Source organism: Gemmobacter lutimaris (genome assembly GCF_003570715.1).
Lineage (GTDB): Bacteria > Pseudomonadota > Alphaproteobacteria > Rhodobacterales > Rhodobacteraceae > Gemmobacter > Gemmobacter lutimaris.
Genome location: NZ_QXXQ01000006.1, coordinates 47,277 through 70,583, shown reverse-complemented (window position 1 = coordinate 70,583; position 23,307 = coordinate 47,277). Strand labels below are relative to the sequence as shown.

21 protein-coding genes and 1 riboswitch are annotated in these 23,307 nt (G+C 66.7%); of the genes, 10 read left to right on the top strand and 11 right to left on the bottom strand.

The annotated features are described in order from the left end of the window. Positions 1–95 precede the first annotated feature (95 nt). Genes D2N39_RS12195 through D2N39_RS12185 form a run of 3 tightly spaced genes read left to right on the top strand, consistent with a single transcriptional unit; the run spans position 96 to position 2,099 of the window. A complete protein-coding gene (locus D2N39_RS12195) occupies positions 96–1,298 on the top strand; it encodes a pyridoxal phosphate-dependent aminotransferase (protein ID WP_119135067.1) in 1,203 nt (400 codons plus the stop codon). Positions 1,299–1,306: 8 nt separating this feature from the next. Continuing rightward, positions 1,307–1,672 carry a bleomycin resistance protein gene (locus D2N39_RS12190; protein ID WP_119135066.1) on the top strand — a complete coding sequence of 122 codons (366 nt, stop codon included), beginning with the start codon at positions 1,307–1,309 and terminating at the stop codon, positions 1,670–1,672. 1 nt (position 1,673) lies between these two features. Continuing rightward, the gene (locus D2N39_RS12185; protein WP_119135236.1) at positions 1,674–2,099 is read left to right on the top strand and encodes a hypothetical protein; all 426 of its coding nucleotides are present in this window, start codon (positions 1,674–1,676) and stop codon (positions 2,097–2,099) included. Between the two features lie 249 nt (positions 2,100–2,348). On the opposite strand, the gene D2N39_RS12180 is transcribed toward D2N39_RS12185, so the two are convergent. The 7 genes from D2N39_RS12180 to D2N39_RS12150 form a co-directional block, all read right to left on the bottom strand. Further along, on the bottom strand, positions 2,349–3,704 hold the full coding sequence (locus D2N39_RS12180; protein WP_119135065.1) for an MATE family efflux transporter: 1,356 nt from the start codon (positions 3,702–3,704) through the stop codon (positions 2,349–2,351). A 51-nt stretch (positions 3,705–3,755) separates the two neighbouring features. Then, positions 3,756–4,649: a nickel/cobalt transporter gene (locus D2N39_RS12175; RefSeq protein WP_119135064.1), complete on the bottom strand. Its 894-nt coding sequence runs from the start codon at positions 4,647–4,649 to the stop codon at positions 3,756–3,758. Further along, positions 4,634–5,284 carry a DUF1007 family protein gene (locus D2N39_RS12170; RefSeq protein WP_119135063.1) on the bottom strand — a complete coding sequence of 217 codons (651 nt, stop codon included), beginning with the start codon at positions 5,282–5,284 and terminating at the stop codon, positions 4,634–4,636. Before D2N39_RS12170 ends, D2N39_RS12175 begins: the two co-directional genes overlap by 16 nt. Next, positions 5,281–5,883, bottom strand: a complete 603-nt coding sequence (locus tag D2N39_RS12165; protein ID WP_119135062.1) for an SAM-dependent methyltransferase — start codon at positions 5,881–5,883, stop codon at positions 5,281–5,283. The genes D2N39_RS12170 and D2N39_RS12165 overlap by 4 nt, the downstream gene beginning before the upstream one ends. 75 nt (positions 5,884–5,958) lie before the next feature. After that, positions 5,959–7,032, bottom strand: a complete 1,074-nt coding sequence (gene ppk2 / locus D2N39_RS12160; protein WP_119135061.1) for a polyphosphate kinase 2 — start codon at positions 7,030–7,032, stop codon at positions 5,959–5,961. A 298-nt stretch (positions 7,033–7,330) separates the two neighbouring features. Then, on the bottom strand, positions 7,331–9,085 hold the full coding sequence (locus D2N39_RS12155) for a LuxR C-terminal-related transcriptional regulator (protein WP_147373480.1): 1,755 nt from the start codon (positions 9,083–9,085) through the stop codon (positions 7,331–7,333). Positions 9,086–9,141: 56 nt separating this feature from the next. Next, a complete protein-coding gene (locus D2N39_RS12150; RefSeq protein WP_119135059.1) occupies positions 9,142–9,519 on the bottom strand; it encodes a hypothetical protein in 378 nt (125 codons plus the stop codon). Between the two features lie 147 nt (positions 9,520–9,666). On the opposite strand from D2N39_RS12150, the gene D2N39_RS12145 reads away from it, so the two are divergent. Together D2N39_RS12145 and parE are read left to right on the top strand one after the other, a co-directional pair. Next, positions 9,667–10,296, top strand: a complete 630-nt coding sequence (locus tag D2N39_RS12145) for a glutathione S-transferase family protein (RefSeq protein WP_119135235.1) — start codon at positions 9,667–9,669, stop codon at positions 10,294–10,296. 111 nt (positions 10,297–10,407) lie between these two features. Beyond that, positions 10,408–12,363 carry a DNA topoisomerase IV subunit B gene (gene parE / locus D2N39_RS12140; protein ID WP_119135058.1) on the top strand — a complete coding sequence of 652 codons (1,956 nt, stop codon included), beginning with the start codon at positions 10,408–10,410 and terminating at the stop codon, positions 12,361–12,363. 12 nt (positions 12,364–12,375) lie between these two features. Here the strand turns inward: parE and D2N39_RS12135 are convergent, their stop codons facing one another. The 4 genes from D2N39_RS12135 to cobO all read right to left on the bottom strand — a co-directional run bounded on the left by D2N39_RS12135 (position 12,376) and on the right by cobO (position 16,358). Further along, entirely contained in the window at positions 12,376–12,975 is a 600-nt protein-coding gene (locus D2N39_RS12135) for a DUF1345 domain-containing protein (protein WP_119135057.1), read from the bottom strand. 3 nt (positions 12,976–12,978) lie between these two features. Further along, a complete protein-coding gene (locus D2N39_RS12130) occupies positions 12,979–13,998 on the bottom strand; it encodes a CobW family GTP-binding protein (RefSeq protein WP_158589817.1) in 1,020 nt (339 codons plus the stop codon). 52 nt (positions 13,999–14,050) lie between these two features. After that, positions 14,051–15,493 (bottom strand): cobyric acid synthase, encoded by a 1,443-nt coding sequence (locus D2N39_RS12125; protein ID WP_119135055.1) that lies wholly within the window; start codon positions 15,491–15,493, stop codon positions 14,051–14,053. Between the two features lie 226 nt (positions 15,494–15,719). After that, complete coding sequence (cobO, locus tag D2N39_RS12120; RefSeq protein ID WP_119135234.1) at positions 15,720–16,358, bottom strand: cob(I)yrinic acid a,c-diamide adenosyltransferase; 639 nt, start codon at positions 16,356–16,358, stop codon at positions 15,720–15,722. 144 nt (positions 16,359–16,502) lie between these two features. Then, a riboswitch (cobalamin riboswitch) is annotated at positions 16,503–16,696 on the top strand. An 88-nt stretch (positions 16,697–16,784) separates the two neighbouring features. Here cobO and D2N39_RS12115 point away from each other — a divergent pair. The 5 genes from D2N39_RS12115 (at position 16,785) to D2N39_RS12095 (ending at position 23,305) form a co-directional block, all read left to right on the top strand. After that, entirely contained in the window at positions 16,785–17,168 is a 384-nt protein-coding gene (locus D2N39_RS12115; protein WP_119135054.1) for a DUF1636 family protein, read from the top strand. Next, entirely contained in the window at positions 17,165–18,199 is a 1,035-nt protein-coding gene (gene cobW, locus D2N39_RS12110; protein WP_119135053.1) for a cobalamin biosynthesis protein CobW, read from the top strand. The genes D2N39_RS12115 and cobW overlap by 4 nt, the downstream gene beginning before the upstream one ends. Positions 18,200–18,202: 3 nt before the next feature. After that, positions 18,203–21,436, top strand: coding sequence for a cobaltochelatase subunit CobN (cobN, locus tag D2N39_RS12105; protein WP_119135052.1), 3,234 nt, complete (start codon positions 18,203–18,205; stop codon positions 21,434–21,436). Between the two features lie 80 nt (positions 21,437–21,516). Beyond that, positions 21,517–22,692 carry a precorrin-3B synthase gene (gene cobG, locus D2N39_RS12100; RefSeq protein WP_267899577.1) on the top strand — a complete coding sequence of 392 codons (1,176 nt, stop codon included), beginning with the start codon at positions 21,517–21,519 and terminating at the stop codon, positions 22,690–22,692. Then, complete coding sequence (locus D2N39_RS12095; protein WP_119135050.1) at positions 22,676–23,305, top strand: precorrin-8X methylmutase; 630 nt, start codon at positions 22,676–22,678, stop codon at positions 23,303–23,305. The genes cobG and D2N39_RS12095 overlap by 17 nt, the downstream gene beginning before the upstream one ends. Positions 23,306–23,307: the final 2 nt, after the last annotated feature.

Sequence of the window (23,307 nt, the reverse complement as noted above, 5' to 3'; positions counted from 1 at the left end):
TTGCCTCTCCTTCTTCTGATAGCGCTTGATAGACCGGGGGGCGCACCCTAAGAGAAAGCGGCAACAATTCCAACCCTTCAGCCCGGATTCCTGTCATGGCCTTCCTGTCCGATACCCTTGCCCGCGTGAAACCCTCGCCCACCATCGCGGTCACCACCAAGGCGGCGGAGCTGAAGGCGGCCGGGCGCGACGTGATCGGCCTTGGCGCGGGGGAACCCGATTTCGACACGCCGCAGAACATCAAGGATGCCGCCAAGCGCGCCATTGACGAGGGCAAGACGAAATACACCGCCGTCGATGGCATCCCCGAGCTGAAGAAGGCGATCTGCGCCAAGTTCGAGCGGGAGAACGGCCTGAGATACGCGCCGAACCAGATCAGCGTCGGCACCGGCGGCAAGCAGATCCTTTACAATGCGCTGATTGCCACCTGCAATCCGGGCGACGAGGTCATCATTCCGGCGCCCTATTGGGTCAGCTATCCCGACATGGTCCTGCTGGCGGGCGGCACGCCCGTTCCGGTGGTCGCCACGCTGGAGAACGATTTCAAGATCACCGCCGCACAGCTTGAGGCAGCGATCACACCGAAAACCAAGTGGTTCATCTTCAACTCGCCCTCCAACCCCACCGGGGCGGGCTACAGCCATGACGAGCTGAAAGCGCTGACCGATGTGCTGATGCGCCATCCGCAGGTCTGGATCATGTCGGATGACATGTATGAACATCTGGTGTTCGACGATTTCGAATTCGTGACGCCTGTCCAGATCGAACCGGGCCTTTATGACCGCACGCTGACCTGCAATGGCGTCTCCAAGGCCTATGCGATGACCGGCTGGCGCATCGGCTATGCCGCTGGTCCGGTGGAACTGATCAAGGCCATGGCCAAGGTGCAGTCGCAATCGACCTCCAACCCCTGTTCGGTCAGCCAGTATGCCGCGCTGGAGGGGCTGACCGGACCGCAGGAGTTCCTGACGGAAAACAAGGCGCTGTTCCAGCGTCGCCGCGATCTGGTGGTCTCGATGCTGAACACCTGCCCCGGCATTACCTGCCCGAAGCCCGAGGGCGCCTTCTATGTCTATCCCGACATCGCGGGCTGCATCGGCAAGACCAGCGCGGGCGGCGCGCATATCGTGGATGACGAGGCTTTCGCCACCGCCCTGCTGGAGGAAACCGGCGTCGCCGTGGTCTTTGGCGCGGCCTTCGGGCTTTCGCCAAACTTCCGCGTCAGCTACGCTACCTCGGACGAGGCTTTGCGCGAGGCCTGCACCCGCATCAAGGCGTTCTGTGAGGGGTTGAAGTAAGGAACCGCATGGCCGACCGGATCACCGCCAATCTGCCCAGCCGCGACTTCGGCGCGACCGAAGCCTTCTATGCGCGGCTGGGGTTCACCCGCCAGTGGCGGGACGAAGGCTGGATGATCCTGAAACGCGGCGGGCTGGAGCTGGAGTTCTTTCCGCATCCCGATCTGGTGCCCGGCGAAAGCTGGTTTTCCGCCTGCATCCGGGTCGATGATCCCGACGCGCTGCATGCAGAATGGAAGGCGCTTGGCCTGCCCGGCGATCATCGCGCCATCCCGCGGCAGACCGGCTTCTTTCAACCCGGCGAAGCGCCGCGTATGTTTGCGCTGGTGGATGCGGATGGCTCGCTGCTGCGCTGCATGGGGAATGGGGGCTGACATGGCGGGCGACCTGCCGGACTATTATTTCCGCATCCGCGAAAACGGCGCCGTGGTGTTCAAGGTCGATACCGAGAACCGGCAGCGCCGCATCGACATGGATGAAATCGCCACCATCAACATCAAGAACGGCAATGTGAAGCCGCATGGCGACCGCAAGCTTTCGGATGCCGAAATGCAGGTGATCCGCAACTGGATGGCCGAGCGCAGCGCCCTGCTCGCACGCCGCGACATCGACGACATCCACCGCGCCGTGGACTACCTGAACATCACGACGCAATGGGTGCAATCGAAAGCCAGTGACGCACAACTGGACGAAGTAACCGACGCCCTGCTGCTGGCCATGCACGACCTGCGCTCGGTTCTGGTGCGCAAGAAGGCCGAACGCCTGCTGAAAGCCGCGGGCGAGGAAGCGGCGGAGGGGTGAGCCTGACTGCGCGATAGAGTTGGCTGTCGCGGAACTGCGCGCATGGCGAGACGCAAGCGGACATAGAGAGCAGCGTAGTCCGGTCTGACTCTGAACAAAGAAGGTCCCAGAAATCTGCCTTTGCAAAAGTGCTATCTGTGCAAGGGTCTGACAGCAGTCCGGCAGGAAAATGCATCTACACTAAAACGATTTTCCCGACCGGCAGCCAAGAGTTCAAACCGCTCCTGCCCCCGAACGGCGCCCGTTCCCTTACACCGGACGGGGCACGCGGCTCCAGAAGCGCCACATCAGCAGGGCCGAGGCGATCACGAGGCCGATGACCAGCCCGAGCCACAGGCCGGTGCCTCCCAGTCCCGCCCGGAAGGCGAGGAACCACGAGGTCGGGATCCCCACCGCCCAATAGGCGAAGCTGGCGATCCACATCGGCACGCGGGTGTCATGCACGCCACGCAGGAAGCCCAGCGCCAGAACCTGTGCCGCATCGGCAAGCTGGAACGCCGCCGCGAAGGCCAGCAGCAGGCTGCCGAAGGCGATGATCTCGGCCGCCTCGGGGTTGGCGTGGTCGATGAACAGCCCGACGATGGGTTCAGGGTAGCTGAGATACAGGGCCACCTGCGCCAGCCCGACGGCGGCGGAAATGGCGATGGCCACCAGCGCGCCACGCCGCAGGTTGCCCCAGTCGCCCGCCCCGGCAAAGCGGCCGGTGCGCACGGTGGCCGCATTCGACAGGCCCAGATGCAGCATGAACCCCAGCGCCGTCACCTGCATGGCGATGCCATGCGCAGCCAGTTGCACGGTGCCGATCCAGCCCATCATCAGCGCGGTGGCCTGAAACAGCCCGCTTTCGGCCAGCCCGGTCAGCCCGATGGGCCAGCCAAGTCGGAACACCAGCGCCATGGCGTGCCAGTCTGGCCGCCAGAACCGCTGGAAAAGGTTAAAGCGCCGCAGCTCGGGCAGCCATCCCGCGTAAAGCGCCAGCGCCGCGCAGGTCAGACCCTGCACCAGCGCCGAGGCCAGCCCCGCCCCGGCGACGCCCATTTCCGGCGCCCCCCAATGGCCGAAAACCAGCGCATAGCACAGCGCGCCATTCACGAAGACCGCGCCCAGCGTCAGCCAGAGCACGACCTGCGTGCGCTCCAGCGCGGCGAGGTAGCTTTTCAGCGCCATGACCAGCAGCGCAGGCGCAAGGCCAAGCCCGGCGATGCGCAGGAAATCCCGCGCCAGTGCCGCGACCTCGGGCTTCTGGCCCGCCGCCAGCAGGATCGGCTCGGCCCACCAGAACAGCGGATAGGCAATGAGGCCGCAGCCGATGGACAGCCAGAGCCCCATGCGGGTGGCCCGGCGCACCTCGGTTTCGTCGCCGCGGCCGATGGCCTGCGCCACAAGCGGCATGACGGCCTGCGCAAAGCCCGCGCCCAGAACGAAGACGACGAAGAAGCACGACCCGCCGATGACCACCGCCGCCAGTTCGGCCACGCCATACCAGCCGACGATGACGGTATCGACCACATGCAGCAGCATCTGCGCCAGATGGCTGCCGACCAGGGGCAGGCCAAGCGCCAGAAGGGCACGCAGATGCGTGGCGGGGGAAAGAAGCCGGGTCATGCCTTCGCTTTACCAACTGGTCAAGGCCGCGGCAAGATGCCGCAATTTTAGTCAGAGGGCGGATGTCAGCAACCCGGCCGAGACGATGGCGACCACAAGGCCCACCGCGATCTCGATCATCGGCACCGCACGGGCCAGCCTGCCGCCTGACAGCCCCTCGAAAGCGCCCTCGCGCAGGAAGTAGGCCGAGGCGGCGACAGCTACCGTCACCGTGGCCGTGCCGATGCCCATGGCATAGACCCCGGCCACCCCGGCGGCGGCGATGCCCATCTGCCAACTGAGCACCAGAAGGAACAGCGCGCCGGAACAGGGGCGCAAGGCGATCCCCGCCACCAGCGCGGCGGCATCGCGCCAGCCGGAAAGCTGCGCCACCTGTTCCGGGGTCGGGCCATGGGCATGGCCGCAGCCACAATCCGGGCCATGGGAATGATGATGGTCGTGATGGCGATGCGCCTGCCCCCGCCAATGCGCCACGCCGCGCCAGACGAGCCACAGCCCGATACCGAGGATCATCGCATGGCTGACCGGGGCCAGAACGGTCTGGGTCACGCCTTCAATCTGCGTCCGCGCCCAGCCAAGGCCCACCATCAGCGCATAAACCAGAACGACCGCGACCGTGGCCTGCGCAAGGCTCGACACCAGCGCCAGCACCGCCAGCCGGATCAGCGAGACGCGCCGCGCCATGCCATAGCTGCCGATCAGCATTTTCCCATGCCCCGGCCCCGCCGCATGGAAGAAGCCATAGGCGAAGCAGACCGCCAGCAACCCCGCCAGCGCGCCGGGCGCGCCGGTGGCGATGCCGCGCACCGCGCCCGCCATCTGCTGCTGGACCTCACGCGCACCGGCCAGCGCCCAAAGCCGCAGCGCCGTGAAACCGCCACCAAGCCACAGTGCCAGCAGGCCCAGCGCCAGAAGGGCCGCGAACAGGATCACTCCGCGCCGCATGTCACCACCAGTTCATCGGCGAAATTGGCGCCCACCGCCGGGAAATCGGCCTCCACATCCTGATCGGCACCATATTCAGCCAGCGCCGCCAGAAGCTGTTCATTCGCCGCCGTGGCATCGGGGGCCAGCACCTCGGCCTTGCAGCCTTGCGGCAGCGCGGGCGTAAAGGTCGGCGGCAGGGCAATCGTATAGGCGTTGTAAAAGCTCGGGTCATAGGCCTGCACGCGCAGCGGCTGCGTCAGCGGCAGGGCCGGGTCGATGCGGCGCAGATGGGTCGAGGTCAGCCGCCCGCCTTCGAATTTCGCGGTCCAGTCCTGAGGCGGCCCCAAGGGAACCGGCGCCTCGCCCGACAGCAGATAGGTATCGCCGCTGAAGCCGGTGTCCCAGTTCATGTCGAACCCCTGAAGCGCGGCGGTTTCGGCCGCCGTGGCATTGCCGTCATGATCGGCGTCCAGCCCGCGTTCCTCGACCAGCACCATGGAATAGAAATCGTCATAGACCCAGGTGAGGCGCAGCGCCTCGGCCCGCCCCTCGGCGTCAAACAGAACCTCGACCCCGGTGTCGATCCAGACATGGGGATGCGCCAGCACCGGAAGCGGCAGGCTTACGGCCAACGCGAGCGCAACCGCCCTCATGCCACCTGCCCCGGCTTGCGGGCGATGAAATCGACAAGGGCAGAACGGCCGGAATGGCCGCGCCCCTCGGAAATCTCGGTATCGTAATCCTCGGCCCGCATCACCTGCCAGCCCGCGAAATCCGTGCGCATATCCTCCAGCCGATACATGTTCTCGGGGTTCGACGGCCCGCCGGTGCCGTAACTCACCTGACGGGGCGCGTAGCCGTGGAGCAGCACAAGTCCCCCCGGCATCACGGCCCGTGCGATGCCCTGATGGATACGGGCACGCAGCGGCGGCGGGGCGAACTGGATGAAAATGCCGACCACCGCATCGAAGGGCTGCGCCCAGTCCCAGCCCTCGATCCCCGACTGGCAGAACTCGACTGTCACGCCCCGTGCATCTGCCAGCGCGCGCGCCTTTTCCAGCGCGACGGGGCTTTGCTCCATTGCCGTCACACGATGGCCCTGCCCCGCCAGCCAGACCGAATTGCGCCCCTCGCCATCCGCGAGGCACAGAACCCGCGCGCCCTGCGGCAAGACCCCGGCCTCGCGTGGCAGAAAAGCCGCCGGCTCGGTGCCGAACAGATAGCCCTCGGCCGCATATCTTTCGTCCCACATGGCACACCCTCCGATCCTTGCCCCTCCGGGGTAAGGCCGAAGCCGCGCCCCGGCAAGGGGCGCGGTGACACGGGATCAGCCTTCGGCAGCTTCCTGCGCCCGCGCGGTGGCAGGCGTCTTGCTGGCATCAAACGCCTTGCGGAAATCCGGCGGCAGCGCGGTGTCGAGGATATGCCCCGCCCCGCCGATCACCTGACTGGCGCGCCCCACGATCAGCGGATCGGGTATGCCGATCACCGACAGATCCTTGCCCGGATAATCAATGGTCGAAAGGAAATGCCGCATGCAGTTCAGCCGCGCGCGTTTCTTGTCATTCGACTTGACGATGTTCCATGGCGCATCGGCGGTGTCTGTGTAGAAGAACATCGCCTCTTTCGCCTCGGTATAGTCATCCCACTTGTCGAGGCTCGCCTTGTCGATGGGCGACAGTTTCCACATCTTCAGCGGATCGGTCTCGCGCGCGGTGAAGCGGCGCAACTGTTCGTCCCGCGTGACCGAGAACCAGTATTTGTAAAGCCGGATGCCCGAGCGCACCAGCATCCGCTCCAACTCCGGCACCTGCCGCATGAATTCGAGGTATTCAGAAGGGCTACAGAAGCCCATCACCCGTTCGACCCCGGCGCGGTTATACCAGCTGCGGTCGTAGAACACGATTTCCCCGGCGGTCGGCAGATGCTCGATGTAGCGCTGGAAGAACCATTCGCCCTTTTCCTTGTCCGAGGGCTTGGTCAGCGCCACGACACGGGCATAGCGCGGATTCAGATGTTCCATGAACCGCTTGATGGTGCCGCCCTTGCCGGCCGCATCGCGGCCTTCCATCAGCACCACGAATTTCTGCCCGGTCTCCTGCGCCCAGATCTGCACCTTCAGCAGTTCGGCCTGCAACAGCGCCTTCTGCTTTTCATAGGGCACGCGCCCCATCGGGCGCGAATAGGGGTAGCGGCCGGATTCAAACGCCTCGCGGATGGCATCCTGCCCGGCCTGCGGAAAGTGGCGCGGGCCATGAGCCAGCACCGGGGCGACGGGTTCCGCAAGTTGCGTGGCGGCCAAATCCTGCGGAGCCTCTGCCGGGGAAACACCCGCCGTCTGCGCGGGGGCAGCCGAAACGGGGGCGGCATCGTTTCCGGTGATCCTTGCAATATCTTCCATACAGGGGCTCCCTTTTTACATGATTTCGGGGGGCACCTTTTCCGACCGGGCAAGCCCGCACATTGATCCGCGTCAATTCGGCGCAGAGCGGTCAGGAATGTGACAGATGCGCAACGGATTTGCGACACTCCGGCAAGCACGGCACAAACAGGAAGGGCGGCAGGCCCCAGACCTGCCGCCCTTGTGGGGGATAAATGGTTTACTTCCTGAAATGACCGCCGTCCTAAAGGCTTACGTCATGGGTTTACGCTACCCCGCAGGACACGGTGCCGCATACTCCATCTGTGGTAAAACGGCGTTAACGAGGCAGAAATTCGACCAACCTGTCCAGAATCTGCCGCCATTCACGGAAGAAAAGCAACTGCCCGGTTGAGGGAATGAACTCTACACGCAACTGCGGGTAGTCTGCCATCAATTCCCGAATCGTCTGCACCGGCGTCTGCGGGTCCTGATCGCCCTGCAACAGTTGCACCGGCACCTTGCAGCCCCGGATCAGCGCCGACCAGTCACGTTCAGAGCTGATACATTCGCGGGTGAAAGCCTCGTGCGCCGAAAGCCGCGTGCCCAGACAGATCTCGGACCCGGCCAGCATCGCCTCGCGCACCTGCGGATCGGCGAAGGTTTCCATATCGGCGGGCGAGCCGCCATTGACCTGCGCAAAGAACTTTTCCTTGCCCAGCTTGCGCGCGAGGCTGAACCCGGCCTGCACCAGAAACGGCAGCACTTTCGGCGCATAGCGCGCATTGGCAAGGATGAAGCGCTGCCACTTGTCCATCCGCTCATACTGCGCGGCAGTGCGCAGCGGCAGTTGCGCCGCACAGCCGATGACACCCGACACCATCCCCGGCCGAAGATCGGCCAGCGCAAGCGCAAAGCGCAGATCGGCGCCAAGGGCAATCACTGCCGCTCGCGCGACATCCAGATGATCCAGCACCGCGGCATAATCCTCGGCCACGCCCTGAACGTGATCGGTGCCGCGCCTGTGCAGATCGCTGCGGCCATAGCCCGCCCGCACCGGCACGATGATGCGCAAACCCCGCTGCCCGGCCTGCCGCTCGGCTTCGGCCGGCCAGCGGATCAGCCCGTAGTCCAGATGCATATACAGCACCGGCACCCCGGTCGGCGCGCCGAATTCGATATATTCCAGCTTGCGCCTGTCGGGCCCGCGGATCTGGTGAAACTCCACGTCCCGCAGCAGACCCGAGCCCGCCACCGCGCGCACGCCCGATGTGGGGATGAAAGACACATCCATCAGCCCCAGCACCACGCGCACCAGTTCCGACTGGCTGTGCGTCTCCGTCTTGGCAAGGATCGAGCGCGCCTGAGTGCGCACCGTCTCGATCGAGCGGCAGCGATGTTCGGCGATGTCTTTCAGCGGCATGCCAAGCGTGATGCCGCGCACGATTTCCACCTCGGCCAACGTGAGACCGAACGCCTCCTGCACCGTCGCACTGAAATCCTCGGGCCAGTAAAGCTCGGTCGAAATGACCAGCGCCAGCGGATGCGGACCGGGCGCCGCGATGCGACTGACGCGCAGGATGACGGGGCTGCCGGTGGTGATCGACCGTATGCGCAGCGTCGCCACCTGTTCGCCCAGACCCAGCGCCACCTTGCGGATCACCGCGCGCAGCGTATCCACATCCTCGGCGTCGAAGGGCAGCACGGTCAGTGCCGCCCCGTCGGACAGCCCGAAAGCATGTTGCGCGGGCCGGTTGCAGGCGGTGATCTTTGGCCCGCCGTCACTGACGAAAGCGGCCGAACGCGGAATGTCATCCAGCAGCAGGCGATAACCGCCCTCCTCGCGCGTGGCCTCGTAACGATCCAGAAACACCCGTGCCCGGCTGACATGGGCGTCGATCTCGGGATCGTCCAGCACCACCGCATGATCCAGCGGCCCGCTGCGCAGCGGGGCGGCCCGGCCTTCCCAGACTTCCAGCAATTCCTCAAGCCGGATCGGGTCGAGCGCGACCTCGTAAAGACGGTCAACGATCTCGGCCTTCTGCTCGCGCTCGGCGAAATGCGCGGTCTGGGGTTTGGGCGGACGTTCGGTCATATTCGAAAGCTTGCGCATCGTGCGTAACGAAGCAAGCGCGCTTTACGGTCCGGCAATCACCCCGCCCGTCTTTCCATCGCTTTGGTGTCATTCGCATGCACCGGCGCAGCCGCCCCTGTCAGCAGCAGCACAATTCCCGCAAGCATCATGGCAATCCCACACAACTCAAGGGCGGAAAAACCGTCGTGGAACAGGAATCGCGACAGGGCCAAAGCCAGCGTGACCTCGGTGCAGATGATCAGCAGGACAACCTCGGCGAACCGGGCGCGGCGCAGCGCCTCCATCTCAAGCAAAGAGGCAATCACCAGCGTCAGCACGACGCCCGAGACCGTAACCCAGACCGGGATCTGCCCCCAACCTTTCAGTAAAAGTGCGGCGGCCAGATAAAACAGCGCCGCAAGGGCCGCGATGGCGACCGTAAACAAGCCAGACATGAAAAACCTCGTCAGATGCAAAAGATTTGAGACGCCGCAAAATATCGGCGCCTTGGATCATCCTGCCCCGGTTCCGCGATTCCGGCAAGCCTGTTGCCGAATCTCGTCCTGCATCGGATGAAAGACCATCACGGACAGGAGGTTCCCTTGATCACGCTTTACGGCTGCTACCGTTCCCGCGCCTCGCGCCCGCTTTGGCTTCTGGCGGAAACCGGCATGGAACATACCCATGTGCCGGTGATCCAGGCCTATCGCCTGCCCGATCCCGGTGCGCCGGATGCGCCGGTGAATACCGCCTCGCCCGGTTTTCTGGCGGTCAATCCCATCGGGCAGATCCCGGCGCTGGTCGATGGCGATCTGGTGCTGACTGAAAGCCTTGCGATCTGCCTGCATCTGGCCCGCCGCGCCGGTGGCCCTCTGGCGCCGAAGGACGAGGCCGAGCTGTCGGCCTGCGAAAACTGGGCGCTGTTCGCCGCCACGGCCATCGAGCCGCATTCCCTGCCGATCCTGCAATCGCAGGACCCGCAGGTGGTAGAGGCCGAGGCCGCAAAACTGGCGCGCGGCCTTGCCCGGCTGGAGGCGCATCTGACCGGCCGCGACTGGCTGTCAGACCGGTTCACGGTCGCCGATCTGATGGTGGCCGAATGCCTGCGCTATGCCCAGGGCCACAAGCCGCTGATGGAGGCGCATCCCGCCACGGCCAGCTGGCTGGCCCGCTGTCAGGCCCGGCCGGCGTTTCAGGCCATGTGGCAGGCGCGGTCGGCGGAACCGGCCTGAGACCCACAAACTGCGGTGACGTCACGGGCGGGACGCAACAGCTTGCGCCCCGCCCGCCCGAATGGTCTAATCCCGCACCAAAGAAGCCCGCGAAGAGGAATCGAGCAGCCCATGCCCACCGACATGTTCGCCGCCCAGCCTGAAGAGTATAACGCCTCCTCCATCGAGGTGCTGGAAGGGCTGGAGCCTGTGCGCAAGCGGCCCGGCATGTATATCGGTGGCACCGACGAACGCGCGCTGCATCACCTTGTGGCCGAGATCCTCGACAATTCGATGGACGAAGCGGTGGCGGGCCACGCGAACCGGATCGAGGTCGAGCTGCACGAGGATCATTCCGTCACCGTCCGCGACAACGGGCGCGGCATGCCGGTCGATCCGCATCCGAAATTCCCCGGAAAATCCGCGCTGGAAGTCATCCTGACTGTGCTGCACGCCGGCGGGAAATTCTCGAACAAGGCTTACTCGACCTCGGGCGGCCTGAATGGCGTCGGCTCATCCGTGGTGAATGCGCTGTCGGATTCCCTGATCGTGCAGGTGGCCCGCAACAAGGAGCTTTACGAACAGCGCTTCTCGCGCGGCGTGCCGCAGGGGCCGATTGTTAAGCTGGGCGCCGCCCCCAACCGGCGCGGCACCACGGTGACCTTCCACCCCGACCCGGACATCTTCGCCTCGCTGAAGCTGAAACCCGCGCGGCTGTTCAAGATGGTGCGGTCCAAGGCCTATCTGTTCTCGGGCGTGGAAATCCGCTGGAAATCCGCCATCGACGACGGCGAAACCCCGCAGGAAGCCACCTTCCACTTCCCCGGCGGCTTGGCGGATTACCTGAGCGAAAGCCTGCAAAAGGTTGAAACCTATTCGGAAAAGCCCTTCGCCGGGAAGGTCAGCTTCACCGAAAAATACGGCGTCCCCGGCTCGGTTGAATGGGCGATCAACTGGACGCCCGCGCGCGACGGCTTCATCCACAGCTATTGCAACACCGTGCCCACGCCCGAGGGCGGCACGCATGAGGCGGGCTTCTGGGCCGCAATCCTGAAGGGCGTGCGCGCCTATGGCGAGTTGGTCAAGAACCGCAAGGCAGACCAGATTACCCGCGACGACCTGCTGGCGGGCGGCTGCGCGCTGGTGTCGTGCTTCATCCGCGAGCCGCAATTCGTGGGCCAGACCAAGGACCGCCTGTCCACCGAGGAGGCCGCGAAATGGGTCGAGGGCGCGGTGCGCGACCATTTCGACACCTGGCTGGCGAATGATACCAAATCGGCGGGCGCGATCCTCGATTTCCTTGTGCTGCGCGCCGAGGAACGGCTACGCCGCCGGCAGGAAAAGGAAACGCAGCGCAAATCCGCCACCAAACGCCTGCGCCTGCCCGGCAAGCTGACCGATTGTTCCGCCAAGAGCCGCGAGGGGACGGAACTGTTCATCGTCGAGGGCGACTCGGCCGGTGGGTCTGCCAAGGGCGCGCGCGACCGCGAATATCAGGCGCTGCTGCCGCTGCGGGGCAAGGTGCTGAACGTGCTGGGCGCAGCCTCGAACAAACTGGCCGACAATGCCGAGATCCGCGACATCTGCGAGGCGCTGGGTGTCAGCATGGGCACGAAGTTCCGCACCGATGACCTGCGCTATGACAAGATCATCATCATGACCGACGCCGATGTGGATGGCGCCCACATTGCCAGCCTGCTCATGACCTTTTTCTTCACCCAGATGCGCCCGCTGATCGACAAGGGCCACCTCTACCTCGCCTGCCCGCCGCTTTACCGGCTGACGCAGGGCGCCAAACGGCTTTACGTCGCCAATGACGCCGAAAAAGAGCACTGGCTGGAAAAGGGCCTTGGCGGCAAGGGCAAGATCGACGTGCAACGCTTCAAGGGACTTGGCGAGATGGACGCCAAGGACCTGAAGGAAACCACGATGGACCCCAAATCCCGCACCCTGATCCGCGTCAGCATCGACGAGGACGAACCGGGCGAAACCGGCGATCTGGTCGAACGGCTGATGGGCAAGAAACCGGAACTGCGCTTCCAGTATATTCAGGAAAACGCGCGGTTCGTGGAGGAGCTGGATGTGTGAGGGGGCTTCCCCTCACCCCACCGCCACATTCACCGCCAGCGCCAGAATGACGGTGTTGTAGAAGAACGACACCACGCCATGCGCCAGCACAAGGCGGCGCAGGGCGGCGCGTTCGACGATCACGTCGGAGACCTGCGCGGTCATGCCCACGGTGAAGCTGAAATACAGGAAATCCCAGGGGCCGGGGGTCTGGTTGCCCGGAAAGCTCAAACCCTTCGCACCCTTGTCATACCAAAGCGCGGCATAATGGAAGGCCGCCAGCACATGCAGCACGGTCCAGCCCAGCGGGACCGAGGCGACGGCCAGCGCCACCTCCACAGGGCCGCCGTGATTCATCGCCAGCGCGATCGCCCCAAGGCTCAGCCCGACCGAGCCCAGCGCCAGCGCGGCGATCAGCGGAACACCCTCGTCCGACAGTTCGGAATGGCGGCGCAGATCCTCGGGCGACATGCCGCGCAGAAACAGGCCGACAAGCCCGAGATAGACCAGAAAGGCGCTGTCGGCCGCCAACAGCACGGCGCGCGCGGCACTCAGCCCCCAGAGCCAGCCCGCACCGCCCAGCGCCACGCCAAGCATCAGGGCAAGGACAAAGCGGCGGTGGCGGGCGAACATCGGCTACCAGCCCTCACCCACCTGCCGCATCTCGGGCAGGAAGCTGGCCATCATTGCGGGCAACTGGTTGCGCCCGGGCCCGGCGGCAATGATCACCAGCCGCGATCCCGCCATCCCCTCGGGCCATCCGGGCAGGCTGCGCGGCGGGCTGAGGATATGCTGCACGGCATGGAACACCGTGGGCCGCCCCGGCAGTTCCTGCAATTCCACCAGCCCCTTGAGGCGCAGAAGATCAGGGCCATAGGTCGATTGCAACGCGCCGATGGCCATCTGCATCACGCTCGCCTCGATCGGCTGATCGGCCATGAAGCAGAAGGCGGTGACGCTGCCGCCGTGGTGATTGGCGCTGTGATGGTGGTGGTGATGGCCGGTGCTTGCGAACCGCAACCACTCCGCCACCACCGGCGGCTTACCTGCAACATCATAGGCGGCAATGGAAAACAGCCGTTCGGCAGTCAGATCGACGGCCGTCACCACCCCGGCATTGGGGGCGAGCTTGGTGAGACGCTCAACCACCGGCGCCGGGTCCGCCAGATCGGTTTTCGAGATCACCAGCAGGTCCGCGACGCCCACCTGCCGCCGCGCCTCGTCATATCGGTCCAGCGCTTCGGTCGCATTGGCGGCATCGACCACCGTCACCACGCCGTTCAGCACGAAATTGTCCAGCATGATGTCATTGGTCATGAAGGTCTGCATGACCGGCGCGGGATCGGCGAGGCCCGTCGTTTCGATCACCACGCGGCTGAAGGCCGGGCCCTTGCCGCTGTCGGCCTCGTCCTTCAGACGCAGGAGCGTCAGCCGCACATCGCCCGAGACCGTGCAGCAGATGCAGCCGGTGGACGAGGCAAAGGCGCGGTCACCCACGCCCTCCATCAGCCCGCCATCCACATCCACCGCACCGAATTCATTGACGATGACAGCGGTATCGCCAAAGCCCGGCTCGGTCATCAGCCGGTTCAGCAGCGTGGTCTTTCCGGCGCCCAGAAAGCCGGTGAGGATGGTGACGGGGATGCGGTCGGTCATGCGGGTCTCCTGTTCCCGCCCATCGGTAGCCGCACCGCCCCCTGCGCGCAAGTCAGCGCGCCAGCGCGAGCAGGCCCGGCACGTCCAGATGCGCCTCCATGTGATCGGCGAGCGCGTCCAGCGTCGCCTCCACCGTGGCCTCATAGCCCAGCGCCGATGTGGCCCCGAGACCCCGCAGGAAGGCCGTGCGGAAGGCATCGGCCCGGAACAACCCGTGCAGATAGCTGCCAGTGATACGGCCATCGGCCGAAACCGCGCCTTCGGGGGCGCCTTCGACAAAGGCGAACGGCCGGGTGCGGGCCGGGCCGTCGCTGCGCCCGATATGAATTTCATACCCCTCGACATCGAGGCCGGTGGCGGCATGGGTGGCGCGGGTGCGGGTCAGCCGCTTGTCAGGGGTCATCACCGTTTCGATGTCCAGCAGCCCCAGACCCGGCGTTTCGCCCGCCGGTCCCTCGATCCCCTCGGGATCACGCACCACATGCCCCAGCATCTGATAGCCGCCACAAATGCCCAGCACATGCCCGCCGCGCCGCACATGGGCAGCAAGGTCGATGTCCCACCCCTGTGCGCGCAGGAAGGCCAGATCACCGCGCGTCGATTTGCTGCCCGGAAGGATCACCAGATCGGCGTCGCCCGGAATGGGCTGCCCGGCCGGCAGCAGGGTCAGCCGCACGGCAGGCTCCTGCGCCAGCGGGTCCAGATCGTCGAAATTGGCGATCCGCGACAGCGCGAGGCAAACCACATGCAGCGCGCCATCGCCGCGCGCATGTGGCAGATCCAGCGCATCCTCGGCGGGCAGCCGCGCGGCATCGCCAAACCACGGCAACACCCCGAACCCACGCCAGCCGGTGCGATCGGCGATCATCCGGTAACCGCCGTCGAACAGACGCACATCGCCCCGGAACTTGTTGATGAGGAAACCCGCGATCATAGCGGCATCCTCCGGGTCCAGCACCGCCTGTGTGCCGATGATCTGTGCGATCACCCCGCCCCGGTCAATATCGCCCGCCAGCACCACAGGCACATCCGCCGCCCGCGCGAAACCCATATTGGCGATGTCGCCCGCGCGCAGATTGACCTCGGCAGGGCTGCCCGCACCCTCGACGATCACCAGATCATGCGCTGCCCGCAAGCGGGCAAAGCTTTCCTGTACTGCCCCCATCAGACGTGGCTTCAGCGCCGGATAATCCGCCGCCCGCGTCGTGGTCAGCCGCCGCCCCTGCACCACCACCTGCGCGCCGGTCTCGCTTTCCGGCTTCAGCAGCACCGGGTTCATGTCCACCACCGGCTCCAGCCCGCATGCCAGAGCCTGAAGCGCCTGCGCCCGCCCGATCTCGCCGCCGTCCGCCGTGACGGCAGCGTTGTTCGACATGTTCTGCGGCTTGAAGGGCGCCACCTTCAACCCGCGCCGCCGCGCCGCCCGGCAAAGCCCCGCGACCAGCAGCGACTTGCCGACATTCGACCCTGCCCCCTGGATCATCAGCGCCGTCATCGCGCCTCTCCGTGGACAGGAAGCGAACCAGAAAGGGGGCGCCGCATCCCGGGCCGTTTCCACGGCAGAGACGCGGCGCTTTCACCTTGGACGGCCATCGGGATCCCTCCCTGTTCCGCCCCTTCAACCTGCCGCGATTCGGTTAACATCTCGTTGCTTTCATCTTGGCCTTAAATATCCCGGGGGAGTCGCGCAGCGACGGGGGCAGAGCCCCCTCCCCGGCCGGTCAGAACTCGACGCCCTTCTGACCCTTGATCCCCGAGCGGAACGGATGCTTCACCAGAGTCATCTCGGTCACCAGATCGGCCAGTTCGATCAGATCTTCCTTGGCATTGCGGCCCGTGAGGCAGACATGGGTCATCGGCGGTTTCTCGTCGCGCAGGAAGGCCAGAACCTCGTCCAGCGGCAGATAATCGTAGCGCAGCGCGATGTTGATTTCGTCCAGCAGCACAAAGCGGATCTCCGGGTCGCGGATCAGCTCTTTCGCCTTTTCCCAGCCCTTGCGCGCCATGGCGATGTCGCGGGCGCGGTCCTGGGTTTCCCAGGTGAACCCCTCGCCCATGGCGTGAAACTGGCAGAGCCCGGCGAAATTCTCTTCGATCAGCCGCCGCTCGCCGGTGTCCCAGGCGCCCTTGATGAACTGCACCACCGCACAGGGCATCCCATGGGCGATACAGCGCAGGATCATGCCGAACCCGCTGGAGCTTTTGCCCTTGCCCGCGCCGGTATGGACGATGACCAGCCCCTTTTCGCCCTCTTTCGTCGCCATGATCTTGTCACGGGCGGCTTTCTTCTTCGCCATCTTGGCGGCGTGGCGGGCCAGATTCTCGGCCAGAACTTCGGTCTGCGGGGCGGTGTCTTGCATCGTATCCTCCTGTTCGCGGGGCACCATAACCGTGCCCTCCGCCCGCCGGAAGCCGCGAAGCGACGGGCGGGGTGTGCCGCGCGCCATGTCGCGCCTGCCCGCCAAAGTGGCGCGGCACACGCTTGACTTCGCCGGGGGATGTGGCACAAGCGGGGACATGCTGGTTCCTGCCGCGAGGCAGGTGAAAAGGGAATGCGACAGGCTCAAGGGCCAAGCGCAGCCGCCCCCGCGACCGTGACCGGAGAGACCCCATACCACTGGCAAGATGCCGGGAAGGTCGGGGTCGGGGAGAAATCCACTCCGCAAGCCGGGAGACCTGCCAGCGATTTGTTTGACGGGCGGACGGGGTGTTCCGCGACCGGCAGAGGTGACTGCCGGTCACCCCTTCCGCGCCTGCATCCCTTTTGCCAAGGAAGGGATGATCCAATGGCGCAGACCACGCTCCATGTCTGTCTGACCTGTCGGCGCGAGGGCGTGGACCCTGCCGCGCCGCGCCCCGGTGCCATGCTGCAAGAGGCGCTGGCGCAGGCCGGTGTGCCGGAAGGCGTGCGCATCGTCGGGGTCGAGTGCCTGTCAGCCTGTTCCAACGGCTGTGCCGTCGCACTCTCTGCCCCCGGCAAATGGACCTATGTCTATGGCCGGCTGGACCCCGAAACCCATGTCGCGGCCATTCTGGACGGCGCCGCGCGCTATGCCAGGACCGCTGACGGCGTTGTGCCCTGGCGCGAGCGACCCGAGGTGTTCCGCAAGCAATGCCTTGCCCGCATCCCCCCATTCCCTTCTGACGCAACACAGGAAGCCGCCGAATGACCGATCTGACCAAAATCCCCGTTACCGTGATCACCGGCTTTCTGGGTTCGGGCAAAACCACGCTGATCCGGCATCTTATGCAGAACCCTCAGGGCAAGCGGCTGGCCGTTCTGGTCAATGAATTCGGCACCGTGGGCGTGGATGGCGAGATCCTGAAATCCTGCGCCGATGCGAATTGCCCGGCCGAGAATATCGTGGAACTGGCGAATGGTTGCATCTGCTGCACCGTGGCCGAGGATTTCATTCCGACGATCGAGGCGCTGATGGCGATGCCGCAGCGCCCTGATCATATCCTGATCGAAACCTCGGGCCTCGCGCTGCCGAAACCGCTGCTGAAAGCCTTCGACTGGCCCGCGATCCGCTCGCGTATCACGGTGGATGGCGTGGTGGCGCTGGCCGATGCCGAGGCGGTGGCGGCGGGGCGTTTCGCCCCCGATGTCTCGGCGGTGGAGGCGCAGCGCGCCGCCGATGACAGTCTGGACCACGAAACCCCGCTGTCCGAGGTGTTCGAGGATCAGATCGCCTGCGCCGATCTGGTGCTGCTGACCAAGGCCGACCTCGCGGGCGAGGCCGGGCTTGCCGCTGCGCGCGGTGTGATCGAGGCCGAGGCGCCGCGCAGGCTGCCGATCCTGCCTGTTTCGGAAGGTGTGGTGGACCCGCGTGTCGTGCTGGGTCTGAATGCGGCGGCCGAAGACGACCTTGCCGCCCGGCCCAGCCATCACGATGGCCATGACGACCATGAACATGATGATTTCGACACGGTGGTGATCGAACTGGGTGAAGTGGCGGACCCTGAGGCGCTGCAAGCCGCGATCATCCGGCTGGCCCGCGAACAGGACATCCTGCGCGTGAAGGGCTATGTCGCCGTGGCGGGCAAGCCGATGCGGATGCTGGTGCAGGCCGTGGGCGCGCGGGTGCGGGCGCAATATGACCGGCCATGGGGCGACACGCCGCGCGCGACCCGTCTGGTGGTCATCGCCGAGCATGACAAGATGAACGAAGCCGCCATCCGCGCCGTGCTGGAGGGCTGAGCCTTGCATGTCGTCTTCCGCGAAAGTCATGGGCTCGAGGAGACCGACACGCCGTTCGATCCGGGGCAAAGCCCGGCGGATCTGGTGGTGCTGTCGTTCTCCGACAGCGACCTTGGCGCTTTCGCGGCAGGATGGCAGCGGGCGAAAGCGGCGGGCGATGTGCCTTCGCTGCGGCTGGTCAATCTGGTGGCGCTGCGCCATCCGGTGTCGGTTGATACCTATGTCGAGGCGACGCTGTCCGGGGCGAAGGGCATTCTGGTCCGGTTGATCGGCGGTGAAAGCTACTGGCCCTATGGCCTCGCCTCGGTGCAGGATCTGTGCCGCCGCAAGGGCATCGCGCTGGCGGTGCTGCCCGCCGACGGGCGGCCGGATGCGCGGCTGGACGAACTCTCTACCCTGCCCACCGGCACTTTGCGGCGTTTGGCAGTGCTGTGCGACGCGGGCGGCGCGGTGGCAGCACAGGCAGCGCTGGCGCAACTGGCGCTGGCGGCGGGGCTTTACATGGCGCCGGTGGCGGGGGCCAAGACCCTGCCCGATTGCGGCTGGTATTGCCCTGACCGGGGCGTCATCGCCTTGCCAGAAGGTGAAGCGCCACTGATCGCCGTCACCTTCTATCGGTCTTACCTGACCGCCGCTGATACCGACCCGGTGGACGCGCTGATCCGTGCGGCACGGGCGCGGGGTTTGCGGGCCTTCGGCCTGTTCGCCCCCTCGCTGAAGGGCCCGCATGCCGCGCTGGTAACCGAGGCGCTGCACACCGCGCAGCCGGTGGCGGTGGTGAACGCGACCGCCTTCTCGGCCAGGGGCGAGGCTGGTAACTCGCCGCTGGATGCCCCCGGCTGTCCGGTCTGGCAGGTGGCGCTTTCGACAGCGCGCCGCAAGGACTGGGCGGCGGCGGAACGCGGGCTGTCGCCCGCCGATCTGGCCATGCATGTCGTGCTGCCCGAGGTCGATGGCCGGATCTTCGCCGGGGTGGTCAGCTTCAAACACCCCAGCCCCCGCGACCCCGAGCTGCAATTCTCGCGCTTCGTGCATCGCGCCGATGCGGACCGCGTGGCGGCGGTGATCGACAAGGTTGCCGCGCGCTATCGGCTGGGCGCCACGCCTGCGGCGGAACGGCGGCTGGCGCTGGTGTTGTCCACCTATCCCGGCAAGGGCTGGAACCTTGCCCATGCCGTTGGTCTGGATGCGCTGGCCTCGGCAGAGGCGATTGTGGAAACGCTCCGCGGCGCGGGCTACACGGTGACGCAAGGTGCAGACCTGGGCCGCGCGCTTCTGGCCGAAACGCTCGATTGGCCGCTGACAGATTATCGCGCCGCGCTGGCTGCCCTGCCTGCGCCGCTGCAAACGGCGCTGCACGCCACATGGGGCGCGCCCGAGGATGACCCGGTTTGCGACGGCCAGTCCTTCCGCTTTCGCGCCCTGCGCCGGGGCGCGGCGCTGGTGGCGCTGCAACCGGAGCGCGGCACGGCGGCGCTGCGCGATGGCGAATATCACGACACCGGCCGCGTGCCCTGCCATGGTTATGTGGCCTTCTACCTGTGGCTGCGGGCGCAGGGGCTTCATGCGCTGATCCATGTCGGCGCGCATGGCACGCTGGAATGGCTGCCCGGCAAGGCAGTGGCGCAATCAGGTGCCTGCTGGCCCGAGGCGCTGGTGGGTGATCTGCCAGTGATCTACCCGTTCATCGTCAACGACCCCGGCGAGGCGGCGCAAGCCAAGCGCCGCATCGGTGCGGTCACCTTGGGCCATATGCCGCCGCCGCTGACGCAGGCGGGCACGCCCCCGGCCCTGTTGCGGCTGGAGCGGCTGCTGGACGAATATTCCACCGCAGATGGGCTGGACCCCGCGCGCCGCGACCGGCTGGTGACCGATCTACGGGCCGAGGCGCAGGCGGCGGGCGTCGAGGCCGATCTGGGGCTTGCCCCCGATGCCTCGGCTGCCGAGGCGATGGTGCGCATTGACCGTTTCGTCTGCGACGTGAAGGAAAGCCAGTATGGCGAGGGGCTGCATGTCTATGGCACGGCAAAGGGCGAGGCCGAGGGGCTGCTAACGGCGCTGGATGCGCGGCATGTGGCGCCGGGGCCTTCGGGGTCCCCGGCGCGGGGACGTCTGGATGTGCTGCCCACGGGGCGCAACCTTTATGCCGTCGATCCGCGCGCCGTGCCCAGCCGCGCCGCCCATGCGCAGGGGGTGAAACTGGCGGAAGAGCTGATCCGGCGGCATTTGCAGGATCAGGGCGATTACCCGCGCGCGCTTGTGGTGGACCTCTGGGGGTCGGCCACCATGCGCACGGCGGGCGAGGAATTTGCCATGGCGCTGCATCTGGCCGGGCTGGCGCCGCGCTGGGACGAAGGCTCGGCCCGCGTTTCGGGGTTCGAAATCGTGCCACCCGCCCTTCTGGGCCGCCCGCGCGTCGATGTGACGTTACGGGTGTCGGGCCTGTTCCGCGATGTCTTTCCGGGGTTGGCGCAATTGTTCCAGCAGGCGGTGGGCGCGCTGGCCGACCGGGACGAGGGCGAGAACCCCTATGCCGCCGCCCCCGGCCCCCGAGTCTTTGGCCCGAAGCCGGGGCTTTACGGCACCGGCATGGGCGCCGCGCTGGAGGATTATTCCGATGCCGCCCGCGCGGCGGCAGGCGAGGCATGGCTGAATGCCTCGGAATGGGCCATCGACGCGCAGGGCGCGGTGACCCCCGATCGGGCAGCGCTGGAGGCGCGGCTGCGCGGGGCCGAGGGCTTCGCCCATGTGCAGGATCTGCCCGAAACCGACCTGCTGCTGGCCGCCGACCATGCCGCGCATGAGGGCGGCTTTGCCGCCGCACTGGCGCGGCTGGGCGCCGGGACCGTGCCGCTTTACCATCTGGACGCCACCCGCCCCGACCGGCCGCAGGCCCGCCTGCTGGGCGAGGAGATCGCCCGTGTGGTGCGCGCCCGTGCCACCCATGCGGGCTGGGCCGAGGGGATGATGCGCCACGGTTTTCGCGGCGCGGCGGAAATCGTGGCGACGGTGGATCACCTTGCTGCCTTCGCCCATCTGACCCGCGCCGTGCCGGGCCATCTGTTCGACCTCTGCCACGAGGCAACCCTGGGCCGGGCCGAGGTGGTGGCGTTTCTGGAACGCGAGAACCCCGAGGCTTTGGCCGCGCTGCGCGACCGCTTTCACGCCCTGCATGCGGCAGGGCTGTGGGTGACGCGGCGCAATTCCATCGCAGCCTGGCTGGAGGGTGCGGCATGAGCGGCGTCGGCAAAGGCGCCCCGGTCGCCGGGGGGCTGTCTGCCCCCCGCGGGGGCTACGCCCCCTCCCCCCGAGGATATTTGGGCCAAGATGAAAGCAGGCCGCCGGGGCCAGACCCGGTCATTCAGGGCTGGTGCCCCGGCGCGTTGCGGCCGATGGTCTCGGGCGACGGGCTGGTGGTGCGGGTGCGGCCCCGGCTGGGGCGGCTGAGCATGGAACAGGCGGCTGGGATTGCCGCTCTGGCCCCCGCGCATGGCAACGGGCGGATCGACCTTTCGGCGCGGGCCAATGTGCAGCTGCGCGGGGTGCGCGAGGACGGCCATGCCACGCTGGTGGAAGGTTTGCGCGGGCTGGGGCTGATCGACACCGATCTGGCCACCGAAACGCGCCGCAACATCGTGGTGCAGCCGTTTCACGACGCGCTGACGCTGCGCATCGCGGCGGATCTGACGGCGGCTCTGGCTGCACCGGATGCGCCGGACCTGCCGGGAAAGTTCGGCTTCGCGGTCGATACCGGCGCGGCGCGGGTGCTGGAGGCCACCGCCGCCGACATTCGGATTGAGCGGCATGGCGGCGCGCTGCTGTTGCGCCCCGATGGCACAGCGTTGGCGAAGCCGGTTCCGCCGGACACGGCGGCAACCGAGGCGCTGGCGCTGGCACGCTGGTTTCTGGCCTCGGGCGGGGTGCAGGGCGGGCGCGGCCGGATGGCGGCACTGATCCGCAGCGGTGCCCTGCCGCCGGGCTTCGGGATCGAAACCACAGCGCAGGGATTTGAGCCCGGCCCCGGCCCGGTGCCGGGTGGCGTGCTGGTAGGCTTCGCCTTCGGGCAGATGGAGGCCGGAACGCTTGCCACGCTGGCGCGGTCCGGCGCGCTGCGGGTGACGCCCTGGCGCATGCTGCTGGTGGAGGGCGCCGATCAGGCGCCAGACCTGCCCGGCCTGATCACCGATCCGGCCGACCCGCTGCTGGGCGTCATCGCCTGCACCGGCGCCCCCGGTTGCGGGCAGGCGCATCGGCCGGTCCGTGATCTGGCCCGGCAACTTGCACCGCATCTGGACCGGCTGACCCATATCTCCGGCTGCGCCAAGGGGTGTGCCCATCCCGGCCCCGCCCCCCTGACCCTGACCGCCACGCCCGAGGGCTTTGCCCTCATCCACAACGGCCGCGCCGATGCGCCGGCGCTTTCCCATACCACCGCCGCCGCGCTTCTGGCCCGGCCCGAACGACTGAGCGACCCCGATGCCACACCTCTATGAAACCGATGGCGCCACGATCTACCTGCATTCCTTCGCCACCATCCGGGCCGAGGCCGATCTGGCGCGCTTCACCCCCGAGGAGGAGGTCGTCGCCGTGCGCATGATCCATGCCGCCGGGATGGTGGGGCTGGAGCAGCACATTCGTTTCACCCCCGGCATGGCGGTGGCGGCGCGGGCGGCGCTGGAGGCGGGTGCCCCCATCCTTTGCGATGCGCGCATGGTCAGCGAGGGCATCACCCGGCCGCGCCTGCCTGCGGGCAATGCGGTCATCTGCACCTTGCATGACCCGGAGGTGCCGGAGCTTGCACGCGCCATGGGCAATACCCGAAGTGCTGCGGCGGTCGAACTGTGGCGGCCGCATCTGGAAGGCGCGATCGTCGCAATCGGCAACGCGCCAACCGCGCTTTTCCACCTGCTGAACCTGCTGGAGGACCCTGCCACACCACGGCCCGCCGCGATCATCGGCTGCCCGGTCGGCTTCATCGGCGCGGCGGAATCGAAGGCCGCACTGATGGCAGCCCCGCCCTGCCCGGCCATGGCGGTGGAGGGGCGGCTTGGCGGTTCGGCCATCGCGGTCGCCGCCGTCAACGCGCTTGCCAGCCGGAAGGAATAGGC